Origin of the sequence: Klebsiella sp. 2019SCSN059 (genome assembly GCF_021739525.1) — a bacterium.
GTDB classification, from domain to species: domain Bacteria; phylum Pseudomonadota; class Gammaproteobacteria; order Enterobacterales; family Enterobacteriaceae; genus Klebsiella; species Klebsiella quasipneumoniae.
On the sequence record NZ_JAKKOM010000027.1, the window covers coordinates 19,795 to 38,868 of the forward strand.

25 protein-coding genes are annotated in these 19,074 nt (G+C 44.8%); all 25 read right to left on the reverse strand.

Going from position 1 to position 19,074, the window contains the following annotated elements; all coding sequences use genetic code 11:
• Window positions 1-82: 82 nt before the first annotated feature.
• Complete coding sequence (locus tag L2I46_RS21950; protein ID WP_009654227.1) at window positions 83-370, reverse strand: hypothetical protein; 288 nt, start codon at window positions 368-370, stop codon at window positions 83-85.
• A 92-nt stretch (window positions 371-462) separates the two neighbouring features.
• Window positions 463-984 (reverse strand): DUF262 domain-containing protein, encoded by a 522-nt coding sequence (locus tag L2I46_RS21955; protein WP_017900700.1) that lies wholly within the window; start codon window positions 982-984, stop codon window positions 463-465.
• Between the two features lie 39 nt (window positions 985-1,023).
• Window positions 1,024-1,656 (reverse strand): hypothetical protein, encoded by a 633-nt coding sequence (locus L2I46_RS21960; protein WP_017900701.1) that lies wholly within the window; start codon window positions 1,654-1,656, stop codon window positions 1,024-1,026.
• A 256-nt stretch (window positions 1,657-1,912) separates the two neighbouring features.
• Window positions 1,913-2,245, reverse strand: a complete 333-nt coding sequence (locus L2I46_RS29650) for a hypothetical protein (RefSeq protein WP_305955157.1) — start codon at window positions 2,243-2,245, stop codon at window positions 1,913-1,915.
• A 369-nt stretch (window positions 2,246-2,614) separates the two neighbouring features.
• Window positions 2,615-2,899 carry a hypothetical protein gene (locus L2I46_RS21970; RefSeq protein WP_017900702.1) on the reverse strand — a complete coding sequence of 95 codons (285 nt, stop codon included), beginning with the start codon at window positions 2,897-2,899 and terminating at the stop codon, window positions 2,615-2,617.
• Window positions 2,896-3,303 carry a hypothetical protein gene (locus L2I46_RS21975; protein WP_017900703.1) on the reverse strand — a complete coding sequence of 136 codons (408 nt, stop codon included), beginning with the start codon at window positions 3,301-3,303 and terminating at the stop codon, window positions 2,896-2,898. The genes L2I46_RS21970 and L2I46_RS21975 overlap by 4 nt, the downstream gene beginning before the upstream one ends.
• Before the next feature lie 416 nt (window positions 3,304-3,719).
• Complete coding sequence (locus tag L2I46_RS21980) at window positions 3,720-4,793, reverse strand: hypothetical protein (protein ID WP_017900705.1); 1,074 nt, start codon at window positions 4,791-4,793, stop codon at window positions 3,720-3,722.
• A 3-nt stretch (window positions 4,794-4,796) separates the two neighbouring features.
• Window positions 4,797-5,021 (reverse strand): hypothetical protein, encoded by a 225-nt coding sequence (locus L2I46_RS21985; protein ID WP_014839970.1) that lies wholly within the window; start codon window positions 5,019-5,021, stop codon window positions 4,797-4,799.
• Window positions 5,022-5,286: 265 nt separating this feature from the next.
• The gene (locus tag L2I46_RS21990; RefSeq protein ID WP_087525963.1) at window positions 5,287-6,021 is read right to left on the reverse strand and encodes a hypothetical protein; all 735 of its coding nucleotides are present in this window, start codon (window positions 6,019-6,021) and stop codon (window positions 5,287-5,289) included.
• Between the two features lie 327 nt (window positions 6,022-6,348).
• Window positions 6,349-6,594 (reverse strand): hypothetical protein, encoded by a 246-nt coding sequence (locus tag L2I46_RS21995; protein ID WP_014839969.1) that lies wholly within the window; start codon window positions 6,592-6,594, stop codon window positions 6,349-6,351.
• Window positions 6,595-6,658: 64 nt separating this feature from the next.
• On the reverse strand, window positions 6,659-7,270 hold the full coding sequence (locus tag L2I46_RS22000; protein WP_025999286.1) for a hypothetical protein: 612 nt from the start codon (window positions 7,268-7,270) through the stop codon (window positions 6,659-6,661).
• A gap of 42 nt (window positions 7,271-7,312) precedes the next feature.
• Window positions 7,313-7,516: a hypothetical protein gene (locus tag L2I46_RS22005; RefSeq protein WP_087525964.1), complete on the reverse strand. Its 204-nt coding sequence runs from the start codon at window positions 7,514-7,516 to the stop codon at window positions 7,313-7,315.
• A 286-nt stretch (window positions 7,517-7,802) separates the two neighbouring features.
• Complete coding sequence (locus L2I46_RS22010; RefSeq protein ID WP_017900709.1) at window positions 7,803-8,117, reverse strand: hypothetical protein; 315 nt, start codon at window positions 8,115-8,117, stop codon at window positions 7,803-7,805.
• Between the two features lie 80 nt (window positions 8,118-8,197).
• Window positions 8,198-8,518 (reverse strand): DUF5983 family protein, encoded by a 321-nt coding sequence (locus L2I46_RS22015; protein WP_014839967.1) that lies wholly within the window; start codon window positions 8,516-8,518, stop codon window positions 8,198-8,200.
• A 53-nt stretch (window positions 8,519-8,571) separates the two neighbouring features.
• Window positions 8,572-9,441: a DUF4942 domain-containing protein gene (locus L2I46_RS22020; RefSeq protein ID WP_062878131.1), complete on the reverse strand. Its 870-nt coding sequence runs from the start codon at window positions 9,439-9,441 to the stop codon at window positions 8,572-8,574.
• Between the two features lie 388 nt (window positions 9,442-9,829).
• Window positions 9,830-10,411 carry a DUF6012 family protein gene (locus L2I46_RS22025; RefSeq protein ID WP_025999287.1) on the reverse strand — a complete coding sequence of 194 codons (582 nt, stop codon included), beginning with the start codon at window positions 10,409-10,411 and terminating at the stop codon, window positions 9,830-9,832.
• 33 nt (window positions 10,412-10,444) lie between these two features.
• Window positions 10,445-10,738, reverse strand: a complete 294-nt coding sequence (locus L2I46_RS22030) for a hypothetical protein (RefSeq protein ID WP_017900712.1) — start codon at window positions 10,736-10,738, stop codon at window positions 10,445-10,447.
• Window positions 10,739-10,754: 16 nt separating this feature from the next.
• Window positions 10,755-11,336: a hypothetical protein gene (locus tag L2I46_RS22035; protein WP_017900713.1), complete on the reverse strand. Its 582-nt coding sequence runs from the start codon at window positions 11,334-11,336 to the stop codon at window positions 10,755-10,757.
• 476 nt (window positions 11,337-11,812) lie between these two features.
• Window positions 11,813-12,289 (reverse strand): hypothetical protein, encoded by a 477-nt coding sequence (locus tag L2I46_RS22040; protein ID WP_017900714.1) that lies wholly within the window; start codon window positions 12,287-12,289, stop codon window positions 11,813-11,815.
• 83 nt (window positions 12,290-12,372) lie between these two features.
• Window positions 12,373-12,576, reverse strand: coding sequence for a hypothetical protein (locus tag L2I46_RS22045; RefSeq protein WP_017900715.1), 204 nt, complete (start codon window positions 12,574-12,576; stop codon window positions 12,373-12,375).
• A gap of 75 nt (window positions 12,577-12,651) precedes the next feature.
• Window positions 12,652-13,188 (reverse strand): hypothetical protein, encoded by a 537-nt coding sequence (locus L2I46_RS22050; RefSeq protein WP_014839965.1) that lies wholly within the window; start codon window positions 13,186-13,188, stop codon window positions 12,652-12,654.
• 694 nt (window positions 13,189-13,882) lie between these two features.
• Window positions 13,883-14,227 (reverse strand): hypothetical protein, encoded by a 345-nt coding sequence (locus tag L2I46_RS22055; RefSeq protein ID WP_024266243.1) that lies wholly within the window; start codon window positions 14,225-14,227, stop codon window positions 13,883-13,885.
• Window positions 14,228-15,384: 1,157 nt separating this feature from the next.
• Window positions 15,385-16,482: a RepB family plasmid replication initiator protein gene (locus L2I46_RS22060; RefSeq protein WP_024266240.1), complete on the reverse strand. Its 1,098-nt coding sequence runs from the start codon at window positions 16,480-16,482 to the stop codon at window positions 15,385-15,387.
• A gap of 1,121 nt (window positions 16,483-17,603) precedes the next feature.
• Window positions 17,604-18,395: a hypothetical protein gene (locus L2I46_RS22065; protein ID WP_014839964.1), complete on the reverse strand. Its 792-nt coding sequence runs from the start codon at window positions 18,393-18,395 to the stop codon at window positions 17,604-17,606.
• Between the two features lie 319 nt (window positions 18,396-18,714).
• Window positions 18,715-19,068, reverse strand: a complete 354-nt coding sequence (locus tag L2I46_RS22070) for a hypothetical protein (protein WP_017901018.1) — start codon at window positions 19,066-19,068, stop codon at window positions 18,715-18,717.
• Between the last annotated feature and the right edge of the window lie 6 nt (window positions 19,069-19,074).

Consider the following 19,074-nt stretch of genomic DNA (forward strand, 5'->3'; position numbering starts at 1 on the left):
ACGGCTACTGACAAAATAATCGGCCAACTAATATCCCCCACAATGACGTTTACCAGTCACTCTTTACCGAAAGTATTCTCCACTACCAGTCCCCCCCTTCAACCCTCAAGCCAGGAGCTGCATGGGCTAAAAGCTCCTGCTGCGCCACGTCAGACTTGCTATGGCTCTCCCCCAGCAGTAAGCATAACGTGCCGGATGCGGCATAATACGATGCATCCGGGAAATGCTCGTGAATTTCATCCAGGAGTCTGGAGAGATTTTTTGCCGTCCGGTAAAAACGGGAGGCGGCGTTTGGCATTGCTTCGCTCAACAATTCATGTGCTGTAACATCGTCATTATTGATTGCGTCTAAAACCTGATTCTGATCCACTTAACAGACCTCCCGATATACATCCTGAAAGGGTTGGTGCAAACCAGCAACTGACTCATCATGCTCTCGTTAACTGACAAGTTGACTGATCGTTACTGAATATTTCCTTTGAGTGCGAGAACCCTGTGTTTATGCTCCTCGCTTTGTGGCATGCCGGTGAAGTTAACTGCAATAAAATAGTCAAGACGGTCTTGTGGCGTGGCGTCATCAAGCACCACGGCGGTTAACGTGGGGGCACCAAAGGCGAGTTGCTCACCACGAGTTAGGTCCTGCCAGAAAACCGGCCCCCCTGCGAGCGCCAGTGAAATTTTGTTGTTGATAAACAGCCTTAACGTTGTCAGTCGCTGCTTGCCGTCAACAACCTCAATATATGCACCATCCCGGGACGCCCAGTCGGGGGCTCTCGCCAGCGCCACATACCCCAGAGGAAAGCCGGATATCAGCCCCTGTAAAAAAGCCTGTTGTTCCTCATGCCCCCAGACATAGTCACGTTGATAGTCGGCATCGAAATCCAGTGCGCCATCCTTCAGCCACTTGATGTACATGTCAACCGGATACTCCCCCGTTCTGGCCCGAAAGATTTCAGCGTCCCGAACTCTGTTGGTACTGGTCATAATTTTCATCTTCCTTACATACCGGCCACATTCGAATGGCTAACTACACCAGTGAATCACATGGTTTGAGTCGTATTTTTTTCCGTTGACGATGATAGCAACTCCCGTATCGCGTGTGTCTCGTCCAAAACCAATGCCTAACAAATTACCGTTCTCATCCCATGCGATGATCTGCGCTCCATCGAGTGGCCGCTCTTGAGGGAAAAAAGCGGCATACCTCCCTTCTGCAACGCGGAGCCTTTTACCTTTTCGCTCTGTTTCTGCCGGTGCGACTGACGCAGATTGAGCGTTTATGTAAAGCGGCAACGTCTTACCAGACTTTGGCTCAGTCGTCATGGCTGCATAACGAGTATGCCCCTTGAGAAGACGTATTGCCGCCTCTCCATCCACGTAGAACATAGGGATGTTTGTTTCTTGTTGTTCGCAATCAGGTGAAGTGTTCCCTTTAAGGAGTTGCTCATGCTCTTTCAGACCAGCAGTAGCTACAGAAATCAACGAATCAAAATCACAGACCATCGTCTTACCATGATGCTCATCTGAATTAGCGATGACCGTTAAAGAACGAACGAGCACTGCATTATCAGCAACAAGTATTTTCAACCAATCCTGTAACTCAATGTTCCCAGGGCATGCGGATATCTGGCGTAACTGTAGTTCGTTTAATGCTTTCATTTAATTCACCATGAAATATTTAAGTGAAAATATCGCGTTACCACTCAGATAACACTAAAGTTGATTAAATTATCCCAATCCACCAGCTGTTTAGTTGTTCTTTTTTAAAGCAGGCCTGTCGCCTGCTCTTCCAGAATGGATACAAGCGTAAATGTCCATTGCTGCTGGTGGAAGGTATTTATAGGGTTTGCTGTGTATTATTTCCGTTCTTTACCCATTACCGGCACGACACTTTGTTTGTCACACATTACTGAACTTAATCACCGTCAGGGAACTCTTGTTCCACTGCCTGGACCATTTCAGCCTTCTCTTCATGAGTCAACGCTTCCCAGGCAACTTTAGCCAGTGGCGGGTTACCATCAGTCTCTGCTGTAATGTACGACCATAGCTTTCTGTAAAGATCATCACCCACGCCGTCGAGACATTCAGCCACTTCATCAACTGTCCAGTAATTAAGTAGGTCTGGCATAGCGATTTCATTATCAGGGCAATCGTCAGAAGTACAAACATCAGTATCGTCATAGCTGCGTCCGCAATGGTCGCATTCAAAATTAATTACATGCTTTTTTTGTTCAGGTACCTTGCTCATGTTCATCGCTCCCGGAATGTGGTGTCCAGTCTTGGATAAAATTATTCGACCTCAAACCAGGATACTATTTCGAATCGTTTTCGCAAGCCCCTAATTGCATATCACCAGGAAAGAAACTTTTTCTGACGGCATCCAATGGTCGCTCCACAAAAAATAAACCATGGTGATTTCATAAACACTGAGAAATAATTAACGATGAATTAAAATATTCTCCCCGAAGCATGAAAAAGTAAACATGGAGAATATCTAAAAACACCCGATAGTGCCGGGGATTATCACTGCTGGGGAGAAAAGAAAGTAACTTTTTCTGACTGTTATGCTGACAGGTATCCGAGATCAATTGCATCATGGCACTGTAAGCAACCCTCATCAGGGCAAACCGCGCTCTTTCCTTGTCTGAGAACCATTTGCGGCTTTTGCTCCTTCAGGCGTCAACTTCACGCTATACCAGGTGTAATTCTGCTTTACGCAATCACTGCAAAAATCAACGAGACCATTTCTAAAGAGGACGGGAAGCGACGGGCAGTTGACTCTGCGCGTACCGTTGTCCTCATCTCCACGCCTTCCATCGCCCTGTAGAAAGTATCTGGTGCCGCTTTTCATTCGGCGCAGCGTATAGACTTGCGCGTCTGTTAATCTGATTTTCTGTGTCATGACTCATCCTTTTTAGCAGCCAGGCAGGCTTCCTTCAGTACCCACTCCACGGCATCTTTCCAGGCTCCCGTTTCTACTGACGGATTTTCACGTTTAACCTGTTCATAAAAATCTACAGCTTTAATCAATGCATCCGGCACTACCGGCACTACCGGCGCTGGCTTAGCGTGGCGAAAGAGCGGGATATCTCCCGCCTCATGGTTCTGTTTGCCCCAAATCAGAGAGGTTTCTCGGCCCATGGCAATATGATGAAGGTTTCGTTCGTCGGTAAACACTACCGGCTCGCCGTCCATTGCGGCCAGCGCCATCCGGGCCACTCTCTTAAGAATCTCGATGTCGGCGAGCCCAAGTGTATAACCAGCTTTTAGATCAAATACAGCCTGAATATTTTCGTCTCTACTCATGCATCCGCCTAAAAAATCTAAGTCCAAGTGATTCCAGCAGGGGGAGAACCTGGTTTTTGTTATAAACCGGATAATAGTGGTTAGCTGCCTACTTATTTATAACTTCCGTACCACCACCCGTCCCCGCCATCAGTCAGGGATATTCGGCACTTTCCCACTGCATTAAATACGCTAACCGAGCAACTGAATACGCCCTGTCTTTGAGTTACCATCACTCCGTTCTCGTACTCGCCAAGACGGATAGTTTTATTATCCTCATCAATCTGAATGTCTATTTTGGTTCCGCGCAGTCCAGTGTCCTTAGTAATAAGCCCACCAGTAGCACCAGATTTTGTCTTTCTAAACGAAACGAACTTAGAACCTGGCACTCTTCCGCTACTCTTTGGTATTGTTCCCAGTTGAGATATGAATGCCATCTATTCAACCTCCATCTTGATGCCAGCGGCGGCCAGCAAAACGGCCTCTACTACCTCCATGGAAGGTGTACCCTCCCAGCATTCGCATTGGTCATCGTACCCTATCTCGTTCTGAACTTTGCTGATAAATTCCGGATCAATTTTCCAACCCGGGTCAGAATCTTTAGGTTTCGGCAGCTTCACGGTGCGGGACTCCAGCTCGGCAATCTTTCTCTGCTGCTTTAATAGCGTCAGCTGGAGAATGACTAACTGGTCTCGTGCCACTTCATTCTCGGTTTGTATGTTCTCCAGCGCCTCTAGAATGCAACTGTCTGGATTTACCGGAGCATTGCCAGCCAGCATACGGATAATAGCGGAACCGCGTGCGGCATATTCAGTAATGGATACGTCAGAGCCAGTGTCCACATCGTCGATCTCAAACCGTAAATCTACTGTGTCGCTATCGATATCAGCAGCCTCAAAACCACCGATAAGCTCTAGTACGGCGGCTACATGCTCGACCTCATCTGGCACGACCTGTTCTCGACGCTCGACCTCGGTTCTCCAGCCGTGATACCACATAAATGCGCAGTACGCGGCAACGTCGCGGGGGTCACCTTTGGCGATATGCTCGTGGAAAGCTGTCTGGCACTCAATTTCCCAATTTGCGTATGACCAGTTATCTGAGTGGCCGTACTTGAGTTGCGCCTTATAAAGCTTTTCAGCCAGCTCGGTGCAGAATTCGGTCACGAGCTTTTGCGTATTTGGGTGAAGCCCGGATGGAACTGACGGGATACATTTGCCGTTCAGCTTTGCCACTTCATCAATACATCGGTTCCAGACGTCGACGCCTGTGCTTAATTCATGCGCATTTATGCGATCATTCGACATCTTAGGGGGGAGCTTAATGCCCACCGGTTCGCGACCTGTTGCAGCCTTGCGACGTTGCTGTAGCTCTGCCAGAAAGGCTTTAGCATCACTGAAAATTTCAAAATTCTCTCTGTCTGCCGGGTCACTGTAATGTTCTTCCATCGCAACAAAGTAATCACTGATGGTGGAGAGGCGTTCGTCTGTTAATGGTAATTTAGTGGTCATTTGTTAAGTCCTCACCCAACCTTTAGAAGTGCTACGGATATTTCCGGCTTTACGTAGAGCCTGAAGCCGACGATCGAGGATGCGAAATGGCTCGCTTTTTCCTTCTTTCATGGCAATTTTTTTGCATTCGGCCGGGATGTCGTCGTGGGAAAACAAGAGGTGAAAAGGGATCGGGGTAACACCGATTTTTTCCATGATTATTCTGTCAAGCTCGGTATATTTTTTCATTGTCTGTTTTACTCTGGCTTTAAATTTTCTAAGCAGAACTGAGTAAGAACCGTGGCCTTCTCACCCGTGATTCGATACCGGTATGGTCTCCCATAAGAGTCAATCGTGTCGCCAAGTGCGTACCAGTCGTCAGTATAGGAACACGATTCGAATTTCCGCCCATCGCCCCCGGTAACATAACGATGGCGACGGGTAATCCCCCTGTGAGTACAACAACCGCCCTGCCAGCAGGTCGCGCCAGCTGGGATAAAATCGCGCTTAGCCATTACTCTTCATCCTCTGGTACAGGAACCACTTCTATCAGGTAACCAGCAGCACATTTAAACTCTTCACCACCAGCCAAATATAAAGTTACGTCGTGGTCGTCAAAGTCGGTTTCAATTACCTTTAATATCAGACCATTAACATTAACAAAGTCACCGGCATCAATGTGCACCGCCACAATCATGCCAGGTTTGTTCCCGTCGACACAAATTGCCTCAGCGTTCATGCCAGATGCTCGGTCCTGGCTCTCAACTTCGGCTGGAATTAACAGCCCTGACTCCAGTTCTTGGTTTCTCTTTTCCAACTCGGCAATGCGCTGGAACATCTGCGTACGCTCAGCGAAACTGTTAATGGCTTTACGCTCCCAACCGTCGCTTTGCTCACGTAAAGTTGCAATCAGAAAAAGCGCTTCGGCTAATTCCTTAGGTTTTGGTGGGTTAGATTCCAGTTCTCTGATTCGAGCAGACATGGCATCGCCACACGCTTCCGCATTTTCTTCCAGAGTTGGGGGATCGCACTCAATTCCATCAAATGGTCTGACTCCCCGGATACATGCTGCGGTTACGACTCCAGCCATTACTGAATGCGCCTTCTTCTGCGACTCCACCAGCGTAGTAATATATTTAAGTAAGACGCGTGCGTATTGAGTAGAGGGAGTTGGGTATTCGCTGATCTGCTTCAGCTGTGCCAACGCAGCAATGATTTCATCATGTGTCAGTTCGGTGTTATCAGGCATCTCTGTCCTCTGCGATAATTTCTGAGATCAAACGATCAACGACCCACTCGTTCAAGTTGTGAACTGAAGGGAAGCGTTTATATCTCCCACCCCTGCTATTTCTTTGCCCACGCTGAGCATTCCATCGCCGGAGAACACCGTTGTTAATCTTTGGAGGGAGGACATTGTTATCTTTACGCATCGGGGTAGTCCTTGTATTGGTCAATCTGGTCAGCGGGATGCTCGTCAAATTCAGAAACATGCTGGGTTAAACGATGCTGTTCGCGTTGCTTTGGGGGGAGGTAGCAACGACATTTCTTGAAGCATTCATGCGGAGTATTAACGTCATTAAAAGCGAACATTGCCAGCTCCGTTTTTAATTTGCTGAATATGGTTAAAAAACTGTTCCCTGGTGCGGCAGTTAAGTGCAGGTTTGAAAGCCAGATTGAGTACTTCGTCACAGCAGCCGTCAACAATATACAATGCGATTTTGGTTGCAAGTCGGGCCTTTGCCTCAAAGAGTTTCATATTGCGGCAAGCTCGGGGGATATACTCCGCAATTTGTAATACTGCCTTTTCTGTCTGCATTAACATATCTGTCAGCCCTAATTTAGGGGCTTACAAGCCCCGTAATTATCGGTGGTGCCCACCGCCATTATCAGGCGGTTTGTTCTTTCTGCCCTGCGGTCTTCTCACCGGCATTCAGCAGGTCATCCGGTAAAACAGCTACCAGGGAGCCCTGGCTCCATGAGACCGCTGCGCTTTCTTTGATCGCTTTATTCAACGCCTCAACCGCCACCTGGACAGCTTCAGGGATAAAGCTTATCTCACCATCTTCGGGTAGAATTTCTTCGCAATGTTGCAGGATATCAAACTGATCTATATGGTTTGGAAGACAGATAACCAGTTGCAGATCACCGGGTAAAACGTCATGGTCACGGCAATAATCCTCCAGCGACTCGGCATCAAAAAAATAGGTATCCGTATCGAAAATCACCAACGGTTCGCCGCGCCAGGCCACCCGCTTCATTTCTGCAAACTTAGCCTGGCGATCTTCTTTTCTGCATGATTCACAATAACTGTTAGAAGGGTATGCAGGATGTTGTTCCGGATGTTTTCCACATTTGCGGTGCGTTGAACCACTCCAGCGGGCCTGATGTTCGTTATCTCCCCAGAAACGCCCCTGACGATCGACCCATCCCGTTAATGTTTGAATACTGGCTGCTTCGTCACTGTCCATCATGACGACTTTTGGAGAATGGCTATTCATTATTTTTTCCTTTTTTGTCAACTAATTAAATAATTAAGTTAGTTAATTTTTAACTTCAGGTATTGGTTTTATGGATTCGAGGACAAGGCGGCGGCGGGTTCTTTCACCAAAATGGCGTATGCCGTTATCCTTGCGATAACATTCAGTTTTATTGACCACCCACATGGTCGGTGTTTCATGAAATTTCTTTGTTACCTCGCCGTCTTTGGTAATCACGATGCCAGTATGAATTTTTTGGACAGCCATTAAATTCTCCCTTCACCCGGAAATGACTATTCATCAAACCAGGATACATTTTTAAATCGCCTTATCAAGCCCCTGTTTTTTTTCAGGCAGGTGACAAGCTCTACGGTGAATTTGATTTTATCATTATGATTTTTTCAAAACGACAATTAACGGGACAGAAATGGAGTTATCTTGTAATTTCTGGATAAGATCTAATTAGAAGAACGGCTGTCCAGAAGCTGGTGGACAGCCAATTGATTTCTCTGATTGTTCATAAGCGTTAAGCAAGAAAGTAACTTTTTGTGAGTCAGATAACCCGGAGGTTATACTTTACTTTCCAGTCGAAATATTCTGAACCTTCAATTAACGGCGTGAGGTTTACGACATTCTCAGCAAGCCCATTCATAACCAGCACTCGTTCAATGCCGGAAAACCAGTCATCTACGGTGTCCACTGGGAACCAGAGATTATTATTGCTACCGCTGAGTAGCTTATGATTGCAGAAATGAATAGCTCTGCCCTGCTTTGTCACACAACCGGTCACAATGACTTCGCGTCCACCAGCAATAGCGGTTGATGTTGAAACCTGAGGAGCTGAACTGCACCCGTTAAGCATATCCATTAATGACTCCTTTTTTTTCTGTACTGCCAATTATATATGGGCCCCTTCCCTATAGGTTAAGGAGCCCTGGTAATGAGTAGTTACCATTCCCACGCCATCAGACCATCAACGATATCTGCGTCACGGTCAAAATGAACACATTCGTACCCAGCATTAATCACTTTTTCGATATTTTCAATTGTAGGCCAGGAGATACCATCGTCTCGTAAAAGCTGTTTCCACCCCGGATTTTCAACGCTGGTCCGAATAATATAACCATATTCGTTTACGTGGATCCAGCTACGTCCACTATCTGTTCGGGGATTATAACTGGCATCAGTTAATAACTCAGTATCTTCTTTAGCAATGTGCGCGGTGCTGATAACAGCAGTGGTGTAACTTTCTTTAATTTGAATTCCCATATCAGGATTCCTTAATAATGAATTTTGTATGATTAAATAGTTGGAATTTACTTTCATACTCTGGGTGGGAGAGCGCCGGGGTATCGGCTTGCAATAATTTCATTAATTTTTTCAACGAGGTCAGGGCGTGTGAAAGTCACATGAGCTGAACCTTTCCAGAAAGATTTAATAGTGAACCACTCGCAGGTAAACACACCGTTTAACGTATAACTGTTTAAGTTGATAAAATCCCTGTACTGGCACCCTTCTGCTATCCGTGAATCTGGCACGTTTTTCTTGTCGATGAGGCAGAAAGCACGGGCGAGATCGTTAATCCAGTTCTGCGCATTAGTCCTGACCGAAGCGTATCGGGTTGGTGAGACATTTATGGATAAAACACCTTCGAGGATAATTTTCTTGCCCAGACGGCAAGGATTATTTGTTTTGTAGTCCCAGGACAGCTTACGGAAAACATCAATAATACCTGTAACAAACGTTTCATTTTTTGTTGCATTAAGATGCTGAAACGTACTGATGACATTGTCCAGGGTGACTTCCGGACAATCTTTGCTGTATACCTGAGCAGTCCATTTGTCATGTTGATCACCACTCATCAACGTAAACATACCTGTCTGGGTCATCAAGCGTTGCCAGATAGAGCTATCAACGCTACGAGCCACCCGGCGTCGAACCGCCTCTATCTCATGTTCTTTAAGGCAACGCCTACCGGTCGAAATAATCTCATCTAGCCCCGTGAACCAGTCCTTTTCAGCCGCAGCAGCGAACAGTCGCTCCGCTTCCCTGAGTTTATCTAAACCTTCCATAAATGCCGCAATACCTGCTGCACGTTGAGCAATAATTAAATCAATAGCAACAGAAGGTATAATACCGCCTGCGTTCTCTGATGAATTTAACTCAGCGGTCAATGTATTTTCTAAGGACATATGAACTCCCGGGTAGATAAGGCAAGCATTAAAACTATTCTTCGTTGAAACCAGGATACCTTTTTTTTTCGTCCCATCAACCCCCATTTTTAAAAAACCAATAAAAAAGTTACTTTCTTAGATCTTGAGGTGTTGGGGCAGAAAGTCATGAGTTTATAATGCCCCACTGTTTACATAAGATGCAAATAAGGGAGAAAAATTAAGTCAAAATAACTCAGTGATTTTAATCAAAATTGGAATGGGGTTAACCCCCCATAGCAACCATCATTGCGTAGTCGTCTTTTCCTGATTGTGTTTCAAGTTTAGGTCATAAGTTGTATGGGGTTTTTAAATTGGCATTTCATGAAAAGGAAAGCCCCTCAATAAAATCGGAGCTTTTTGAATTAATTCAGATGCAAATTTTAGAACTTAATTGAGGAAGCCTGTCGATGAAAAAACTATACTTAGCGAGTCTTTCTGATTCCAGAGTATGCAAAAGCAATGTCTCTGTCCTGAACAGTAGAACATTATTCTCCCATACATCATGCTGCAATTTATTAACCGCTTCGCCTGTTCGGTATGATTCCATCATAGGTTGTATTTTAACTGGTGCGATTTTGTGATAAGAGGGATGGAGTCTTGGCTTCAATTCATCCAGACCAATATTTAACCCTATGTGTTGTGAAATAAGGTCAAATTCACTGTCCAGCACAATCGTTTTAATATGGTGCTGAACAACACCAATGTTATCAATAACCCATTTATATTCCGTTGTAAATTGGCTGAGTTGTTTGTCATATTCAAGAAGTAGCCCAACCATGGCTTTCCGATTATTTTTCATGCCAACATAAAGCCGTTTATTTGGATACGGTCTTCCGCATGAAAGTCCATCATCCTTAATCTCGAATTTCAGTTCCGGGATCGTCACTGATTCTAGTCGGCATTTATTTGAAATGATGTGGTATAGTGTTGGTACAAGATGCAGATACATGATTCCCTCCAAATCGTGAATACCTAACTTAGTTTATTCAACCCAGAAATGGGTTATTGATACGCGGTCTCCCCTCAGTATGTGTTTTAAATTTTTCTCGTGAAAAGTCCGGTAATGCTCAATGTTCGATTCGCAAAATGCTTCTAGTTCCTGCTCGGTCAGTCGAGGTGAATAAATCAGAACAGTTTCGCTTTCATCATCCGCAAACTGCTCTGTGCCATCTGGATACATAAGCCGTGGGACTCCCCCAATAAGCATTTCTACCTCAGTAATAAATGGGGTTTTATCTTCTGCATTGATGTTTAAAAAGACGACTCGGTCATTCATTGAGTTTCCCCTGTAATCAGAAATATAATATTTTGTATGTATCCGCACTGAACCTCACGTTCAGGAACAACGGCGTATAACCAGGCTCTATGGTATGTTCATCAAAGGAAAGCCCTCGTGCAATATTTTCCCTAATATTTCTTTTTATCTGTTTTATAAACTTTGACTTTAAAAATAACTCTTGCGACATATCCACCTGTGAAAGCGGTATGGAATAAATATTCTTTGAATGTCGGTAACCATCGAAATCATTAAAGCACAGATTTATACTAATAACTTCAGGACTAGAAGCCCTGACTTTAAACGCTAAATCATATGCAGATTTTTTATCTGAATCTTTGATTTTAATAAATGAAGAATCATGGTAATTTTCCGGCAATACCGTAACGATACATCCTGATGTTATGTCCCTGATTAGTACGTACCAACGTTCATCCAGTCGACTATAAATCAGAATGTGTTTTTTTAATATTCCGGGTTTGGAACCCAGATCCACATATTCCCTTTTGTCGATCATGTCAGTGAGTACATGCAGGGGAAGTCGTGAACGCTGCATAAGTCTGAGTCTGGCGTGATCTGTTATTCCTGTGTATGCCATATCTCCTCCTCATCTAATTATTTGTAAGGATTTTAATTATTTATCCAGGATTTTTAATCACCCCCACTGCATCCTGAATCTGACGAGTCCGAATAACTGCAATCTGATCCATTGTTTATGATACTTTCCGAATGATTGATTCCTGTAGATGAGAAATTAATGTTATGGCTAATCAGTGAAGAATCACTATCATTCTGTTTATACCGGTTAGTCTGTGATTGACCAGCGATGGGTATTTGTTTTTCGTTTTTGTTTATCTTTTCCGGAACCAAATCGGCTTTAGGGGTCGCGAAAAAATACCAGCTGAATGCAACCCCCCATGCGACCATTGCATAATAGAACAGCCACGGCCAGGTTCTTAACAAATAGCCTCCGTGATAGGCCAGAAGCAAGATACATCCTCCCCCTGACAAAACAAGTTTCCGAAACAGCATAAACACCTCTATGGAAAAGTTACTTTTCCGGTTTCCGTTCGGTCAATGAATGGTATCCACGGCAGCGGCGTTATCGTATTTTGCGCCGTCAATGACCGTTACCATAGGCTCGGCAATAGCCACTACGTCATCGTCAATACCGCCGCAACGACACACTGCCTCGATGATCGCCAGAATCTCATTCAAAGTCAGAGGGTCATCAATTTTCACCTCCGTAATGTCTTTTTTAATAATTGCATTACGGGCAGTACCATGGCTTTTCTGGTTAAACAGCCATGCAACGTGTGTCGTAAGTTCCTGTTCGTCGTGCCCGGATTCGTCACTATTTGAGTCGTCAACGAAAAGGCCGATTTGATTTTCAATCCCGGCACACAGGCAGATCGCATTTGTCAGCTCCAGGAGCTGATTAAGCGTCGGTGTACAGAGAAGCTCAATTGATGATGTGGCACGGGCTTTAATCGCGCTGGTTACGGTGTCATGATGTTTTTTACTGTAAAACGACACTGTCATGTTGCTCATACAGAGGCTCCTTTTATGTTATTCCGTCAACTGACTGAATGGCCTGGACGTTATTACCGGAACAGGCCAGTTCAGGAAAAGATTTACTCACCGGCTGTTTTGCCTTCCTGAGGTTCATCTTTCGACGTTTTTTTTCTCAGCCAGAAACGGCCTGCAAAGAAGGCCACCGCCAGCATGGCGTATACCTGCCAGTAAGGCCAGTCGGAAAGGAAATAGCCCATGTGGTAGGAGAGGATCAGCAGCCCGATGAAGGGTACCAGTAATGCATCGCGTGTGATTTTTTTCATATCTACCTCAAAAAGTGACTTTTATTCGTTAATGTGTAAGTGGCTTAGCGTGATACTACCCTTTTCTACCCTCTCCTAGTCGCAGTTCACCCCCACAACAAAAATGACCAGTCCGGTGGTGTCAGTAAGTCCGCTCAGGCAAGTCTGGTCTGTAGTTAACGCTCTGAGATTGGATTCCGTCGCATCCAGTGGATACAGTGGCTGCGTCAGCAGAAGAACATTTTCATCCGAGCAGGTTAAACCTAGATTCATAACGAATGACTGATAATTCAGCCGTACCCGTTTCTGCACCTCATCGTCTGCAAGGCTAAAATAATCGAGCGTGCCTGGCTCAAATCCCTCGCTGGCAATGAGTTCCAGATCCCCTTGTACCTGTGACTGAGGTATGATCTGCAAAGGCTTTATTGCTGCACGAAACTGGTTACAACTGTGACCTCCACATTGTTCTTCACCCAGAAACCAGTCCGGTGAGGGTGAATAAGGAACGGTGATCGTTGAGGCCAGAACCAAACCCGGGTAGTGGTCATAAGGACAAAACCAGGGAGTAAAATGCTTCTCCGAAATATTGGCAATATTCCTCCCGAACAGAATCGGTGCGATAGACGTTTTCATTAATCAGCCCTGCCCTTCATTCTTTATAAATTATCAAATCTGATTTCATCTGCATGTCTGCAACAGCACTCATGAAATGCGCTGATGCAAACCAGCATGCACAGAAAGTTTATCCCGATACACAATGGCGTTTCAGAATTAAGAGGGTGAATTTGCATTTGAATTAAAATTATTTTCCCGAATACCGGGTTCATCGCTGCTTCTGTTAACCTGATACTGATACTGGCGACGGGCAGCAGAGGAGTAGGAGATGTAGGTGTGACCACATTGTCTGCATTGACACACATACCCCGACCCTTTATTTGCGATCACTGATACATCTTCCCATCCGTTATAGTCCAGCCCGTCTCTGTAGCGGTGCCAGTTTCCTGCATAGCAGGGGACACAGCGCAGGCTTCGCTTTCTTCGGCAACTTCCACGACCACCCATATGCAATAAAACCCTCTTCTGTATTCGTGTCTGGCAGCAACAATTATACAGATTAAAACCCTGTGTAAAGCCCTTATTTGAATAATAGAGGAAAAAAATTCTTTTATTTCATAAACATTCAGTGATTATGCAAAGGAGGGGGATAAAATGTCTAAGGGCGTTTCGCGTTAATTTCGTGGTTTACTCTTCCTTGAAAATTAACTACGAGGCTTTCTGCTTTCCGCCACCAGAACTAATGTGCGGAGTTATGTTTTTCCCTTCTTAACTATGGATTAATGTCGTTAATTTTCGACTGAGCAATTACGTAAATCACTATTGCGCACGCTCCAAGGCCTACAGATTCGCTAAAGTCGCGGGAAGAAACAAAATACACCAGAGAAGCAGTAAGCACCTGTGTAACGAGCGCTCCGGCAAAGTACACGAACACTCCCCGGTTAATGGTCAACAGTGCCACCAGTGCTGGCGAAAAAATAAAAACGAATAATGTACCGATGACGTTAACAACGTCTGGAAAGTGACTTTTAAGCATGCACAGCAAAGTCAAAAACAACAGAACAGGAATCCCCACAACAAGGATATCCCTAAGTGGAATTTCTTTGATATTAATCATTCTGTTACCTCATATCTATTTTAATGTTTCGGCTACTCATTATAGGCATGGGCTAAATGCATATCTATGTCTTTAACGCTGTAAAGGCCTTTTCCAGGATATTTATTATTTCCCCAATCGGACAAAAACCGGCGACGGTCATATCCAGACACTGTATATTCATACAGCCTTGATATGAAATGACATTTTATTGCTTACATCACGAAAAAACGTTCCTTAATCCCGAAAAATCATTTCAGCACATTGTAAAATTGTTCAACCTGTGATGAGCAACGGCATTCCGGTGCTTCAGCTGGTGGGATAGTTTGTAAAGTTACTTTTGATTGCGATAAGCCTTGAGTGATCACTTGAGGCCAGGACAAGCCAGACGTACGAGAGAAGGAGCAATCTTGGCCTCCGGTGCCTTGCTCTGTCCAGTCTCTCATTTATATGTTCGTCCGGATGCACGACGAAACAGGATCAGCTGCTCTGACAGGGCTTATCACCAAAAGTAACTTTTTTTCCAAGTAAAGTGGTGGGCGATTGAGTCTCTAAAGCGCGCTGTCTGGAAAACTTTGGTGAGTTTCAAAACAGGACAGCACATCGGGCAATTTAAGTTTGAAAAGTTACTTTTAGTAAGGGAGTACCGCCGTACGAGTATCAATACCAATTAAAGCTCGCTGAACGTTAAAGGTTTAGGCCTGAGGCTAGTTCCGCACACATCTGTTATCAGATTGCCTGTTCAGTAGAACAATGCCTCTGATCCATTTCGTCATCGTTCATACGTACGAACGATGACTTTTTGGCGTTGCGCTAGTGTTAGCGGAAACTGTATTTAGAAGACAGTATGAGTTTAGGGAAGGTGTATATGTAGCTCACGAAAGTATATCTTATTGATTTTTATTAATTTAAATATCAATTCATACAATCTGTTTTTGTTCCAGAACGTTCCTGGCATCTGCCATTTTATCGGGAGTGTTTTTAACGAGCAAAGCACGTTAACGTACGAACGATGACAATAGGTCCGGATACACGCATCCGTCAACCGTGAACGTACGAACGATGACGTTTTGATAATTAGATGGGGAATGCCCCAGGTTTTTTTGCGTCTGAAGGAAGGCAATCAGGAAATGAACGAGTCTCAGAAAGCCAAGACTCCCTCTGTTAGTTGAGCAGTCTCACTCCTCGCTAAAATCCGCGTCTTCAGCCTCTTCATCATGATGCTTGCCGTTTATCTTTTTCATCTTATCGATGGAAACAAGAACTGCAGCAATCTCTTCGCCGGTAAATCCAGCTGCTTTCATCATTTTCAGTTTTTCAAGCAACGGGTCATCCAGGATCGGGGCATTTTGTGCCGGTGCCTGAATAGGGTCCTTTTTCGCACCGAGAGATGGGCTTCTTTTTAGGATATGAAATTTGATATTTCTACCGACCTTCTCTTCATGGTATTGCAGATAACCTATCTCATGTAGCTCACGAAGTGAGCGCCGTATAATTTCATTCTGAGCGGAGACGTGGGAAGTTAACCGCAGTCGGTCTCGGAATCGTTTCATGCTGATTGGGGCCGGGTTCTTCGGCAAGCTCGCCAGATAGGTATACAACGCCTGTGCAGACTCTTTTCGTTGTAAGCTGTCCAGTGCCTTAAGCCGCAAAAAAACCTTATAATCAATCGCGTAAAGCTCTTTGATGCGGGGGTCACCTTCTATCTCGATCTCATTTGTTTTGATGTTATAACGTGCCCAGTTTATCAGGCCGGTAGTAAGCGTGGAATCTTCGTTTCTGAACTGAAATGTCACCATTCTTAGCTTAACCATCGAGGCGTCGATACGTGCTTTCATGTGCTTATTCGATCGTGTCGGGTCAAATCCACAGTTTTTGAGGAACGTTGAGAAAGGTAATTTTATTCTTCCCGAAACTGAGACATCGTTAAAATCGTGAATCGTCCTGACAATTCCCAGCCAGACTCGAAAATCGGTGTTCATATCCAGCCGGGGGCTAGATAGGGAGATCTCCTTGTACCCTTCACTGGAAGCGACCTCCATATGCTGGAGCTCGTTTGACACGTCCATAGTCACAACTTTATCAATGGAACGTGTTTTGCCTGTAGCCAAGGGAGTCGGGACAAATACCCCTAGTCTTAGCAGCGCAACGGGCTGGACAGTGCCTGTGTTCCCTGGTGCGAAGTGAGTAACTTTGCCTGTTTGTCCTGTCACTTCAAAAGAAAAATAACCTTTCCCACTGATATCTTTAGATATTTCTTTGTTTACTTTCTTCACAGGTTATCCTTCTGCAAACGTACGAACGATTACTTAATATCATATGAACGATGTTAAAAATACATACCAACGATGACGAATTTCAACCTAGCAATGACATAATCACGTACGAACGTTGACAAAACTACGTACGAACGATGAGGGAAAGTGACGATTTTTATCATAAAATCAATGGGATGAAGGAGCGGGGATCCTTTGGGTTTTATTTAGGTTAGATCTTGGATCATATTGGGATCTATTATTGGTTATACCCTGTGGATAACGGTGATAAGTGTCTTGCCCCTCCAGATTGCTTACAAAACCAGCAAAATAGCTTCTTTCCGGGCATTCCCCCCCTGATCCTCCCGAAGCTGGATTCCAGATCGAGATAAACAACGGCAAACAAGCGTAAAAGGCAACGTACGAACGCTGATGTTTTGTTTTAAAAACTGTTATTTATTAATATGATAAAAAAAAGTCAATGTGTGTTGTATCTCTGCCTGGTAATGCTGGTGGTAGTATTTGGGAACAGCTAACAGTGAAGACAATCCCCCCCCAATGACAAAATGCCCCTGAAACGCCACAGGATTAATAGTAGAATTTATACGTAGGTAGATACCTTTTTTCTGAAAAATGTCCTCAGAGAGCGTTTACGGGCTTCTGAGGGGCTAATTGACTTAAGGATAGGGTTGCTGAAAGGTTGGATCCTGTTTGATCCAGAAAGGATCAGTGAAATGTTGGATAAGCGGGCCAGGCGGATCCCAATCCCTGAAAGCCTGGAGACATTGACCATTTTAGGACTTTAACCGGAATCGTCCATCGCGGACGAATAGTTTTTTCCGTTCGCCGTCACCGGATGGACAGGCGAAGCGCGGCAATCTCGTTTCGCTGTTCCACTGCACGACCGGGGGCCGGAATGATGGAAGCTCTGGGCATTCCGATACCTGTATCTACTGAACAGCCGTAGTTTTCAGCGAAAGTTAAGCCAGTAAACATCGGATATTCTCAACGCTGTAATTCCTTATGAATTTCAGAATAGTGCTACAATGATTTTCCTTTCTGAATGTGACAGGCATTTATGTGTTTGCCAATATTTTAAAAAGGTGCGACATCATATATAGTCGCACCTCCTTAAATATAAATTATGACCTTATGTTTTTCAGTTCACTACGGTTTTCTTCAATATTGCCACGTGCATCATCAAGCGCTGTTCTTAACCATTCCCTGTCAAACCAGCTTCGCACCGGGCTGTTTTTATTAATAAATACCAGTTCGGCATAATGTTGCCCATAGACCTTGCCTGTGTGTCTACCTCTGACCTGGATTTCTAGGTTTTTCAGTTCACATTTGCCACTCAGAATATCTGCGATGCATAAATCTTTGCATTCATCATCCCAGGTATCAGATGTGTCCCAGTATTCCTCTTCGCTTTCTGTCACAATGATTTCAAAATTGGCGGTGGAACGTGACATAACCAGGTCTCCTTCATACGAAGGCGTTATGCTTTCATGAATTTTATATCCGTCACCTTCCAGTGTGCTACAAATCTGCTCAATGCTCCCACGGACACTCTCCAGCATGTCATTAAAGCGCTCTTCATATCCAATGTCGTCTGGGTAATTCTCTAACTCTGCCCGGATGGTATTAGCATGAGAATACCGGTAGCCAAAACTGTTGCGCTCAAGGGTGAGTGTTGTGTCGCTGTCTTTTATTACTTCGGCAACCTCTTCTGCCAGCTTTTCGGTGATGTGGTTATCTCTCAGCAGACCAGACAGCAAAGTCAAAATTTCTTTGTCATGCAGCACGCCGTAAAATGCCACACCATCTCCCTGGCAATAACGTAATGAATAGTCCAGCTCCAGATCGGCGGGCCAGCCGTGCGCCAGCAGAGTGTTTTGGCAGTGACGATTAAACAGATTGTTAAAAACGTTCATAGCGAGTTCTCCAGCAGTTGAGGATAGTATGCGGCTTGACCTGTGCCGTGAGACAAACGCAGACGGGGAAAACAGAACGAAAAAGGGCGGAGAAGGAAGCCGCAGCTCAAAGTTTTTGCAGGCTGAACGCCTGTAAAAATTTTGAGACCGGGTGACTGAGACGGCGACAGCTTCCCTTTGAAGTGATGTGACCCGTCTAAAGTGGTCTCACGGCACAGGTCCCGGTACCGGGTTTACCGGGACCGTGGGCCTGTGCTGGTGGATTGAACGAAATTGAAATTGCTGAGGGGTAAAATGGAGGAAAGTGAATCTTGACGATTTACTCATAACCGTATTTTGTGGCGGCTTTTACGGCCGCATCATAAAATTCCTCTTTAGCCATTTTTTCTTCTCCGCCACAATCAAGTGTCACGGTCCTGAAACTTGTGAGGTCAGGTTCATTACGCGATTTTAACTGGCAAGATAAATATTCTTTCCCTATTGGTACCAGGCCCATATTTCTGTCCTGCCAGCTGGAATATGACACGTACGATGCAGCAATAACGCTAAAGAATACGAGAAATGTCCATTCATTCCGGTTTAACAGGTCCTTACGGAAAATTGCTCCGGCGATGGTCATCACCGGCATAATCCACACAACAATACTGGTTAAAACAAAGAACATGCTAAACATTAGCCC

Excerpts from the sequence above, each read along its gene's own strand:
- L2I46_RS21955 (WP_017900700.1), bottom strand. The coding sequence starts at position 984 with ATGACCAGTACCAACAGAGTTCGGGACGCTGAAATCTTTCGGGCCAGA.
- L2I46_RS21960 (WP_017900701.1), bottom strand. The coding sequence starts at position 1,656 with ATGAAAGCATTAAACGAACTACAGTTACGCCAGATATCCGCATGCCCT.
- L2I46_RS29650 (WP_305955157.1), bottom strand. The coding sequence starts at position 2,245 with ATGAGCAAGGTACCTGAACAAAAAAAGCATGTAATTAATTTTGAATGC.
- L2I46_RS21970 (WP_017900702.1), bottom strand. The coding sequence starts at position 2,899 with ATGACACAGAAAATCAGATTAACAGACGCGCAAGTCTATACGCTGCGC.
- L2I46_RS21975 (WP_017900703.1), bottom strand. The coding sequence starts at position 3,303 with ATGAGTAGAGACGAAAATATTCAGGCTGTATTTGATCTAAAAGCTGGT.
- L2I46_RS21980 (WP_017900705.1), bottom strand. The coding sequence starts at position 4,793 with ATGACCACTAAATTACCATTAACAGACGAACGCCTCTCCACCATCAGT.
- L2I46_RS21985 (WP_014839970.1), bottom strand. The coding sequence starts at position 5,021 with ATGAAAAAATATACCGAGCTTGACAGAATAATCATGGAAAAAATCGGT.
- L2I46_RS21990 (WP_087525963.1), bottom strand. The coding sequence starts at position 6,021 with ATGCCTGATAACACCGAACTGACACATGATGAAATCATTGCTGCGTTG.
- L2I46_RS21995 (WP_014839969.1), bottom strand. The coding sequence starts at position 6,594 with ATGTTAATGCAGACAGAAAAGGCAGTATTACAAATTGCGGAGTATATC.
- L2I46_RS22000 (WP_025999286.1), bottom strand. The coding sequence starts at position 7,270 with ATGAATAGCCATTCTCCAAAAGTCGTCATGATGGACAGTGACGAAGCA.
- L2I46_RS22005 (WP_087525964.1), bottom strand. The coding sequence starts at position 7,516 with ATGGCTGTCCAAAAAATTCATACTGGCATCGTGATTACCAAAGACGGC.
- L2I46_RS22010 (WP_017900709.1), bottom strand. The coding sequence starts at position 8,117 with ATGGATATGCTTAACGGGTGCAGTTCAGCTCCTCAGGTTTCAACATCA.
- L2I46_RS22015 (WP_014839967.1), bottom strand. The coding sequence starts at position 8,518 with ATGGGAATTCAAATTAAAGAAAGTTACACCACTGCTGTTATCAGCACC.
- L2I46_RS22020 (WP_062878131.1), bottom strand. The coding sequence starts at position 9,441 with ATGTCCTTAGAAAATACATTGACCGCTGAGTTAAATTCATCAGAGAAC.
- L2I46_RS22025 (WP_025999287.1), bottom strand. The coding sequence starts at position 10,411 with ATGTATCTGCATCTTGTACCAACACTATACCACATCATTTCAAATAAA.
- L2I46_RS22030 (WP_017900712.1), bottom strand. The coding sequence starts at position 10,738 with ATGAATGACCGAGTCGTCTTTTTAAACATCAATGCAGAAGATAAAACC.
- L2I46_RS22035 (WP_017900713.1), bottom strand. The coding sequence starts at position 11,336 with ATGGCATACACAGGAATAACAGATCACGCCAGACTCAGACTTATGCAG.
- L2I46_RS22040 (WP_017900714.1), bottom strand. The coding sequence starts at position 12,289 with ATGAGCAACATGACAGTGTCGTTTTACAGTAAAAAACATCATGACACC.
- L2I46_RS22045 (WP_017900715.1), bottom strand. The coding sequence starts at position 12,576 with ATGAAAAAAATCACACGCGATGCATTACTGGTACCCTTCATCGGGCTG.
- L2I46_RS22050 (WP_014839965.1), bottom strand. The coding sequence starts at position 13,188 with ATGAAAACGTCTATCGCACCGATTCTGTTCGGGAGGAATATTGCCAAT.
- L2I46_RS22055 (WP_024266243.1), bottom strand. The coding sequence starts at position 14,227 with ATGATTAATATCAAAGAAATTCCACTTAGGGATATCCTTGTTGTGGGG.
- L2I46_RS22065 (WP_014839964.1), bottom strand. The coding sequence starts at position 18,395 with ATGAACGTTTTTAACAATCTGTTTAATCGTCACTGCCAAAACACTCTG.
- L2I46_RS22070 (WP_017901018.1), bottom strand. The coding sequence starts at position 19,068 with ATGTTTAGCATGTTCTTTGTTTTAACCAGTATTGTTGTGTGGATTATG.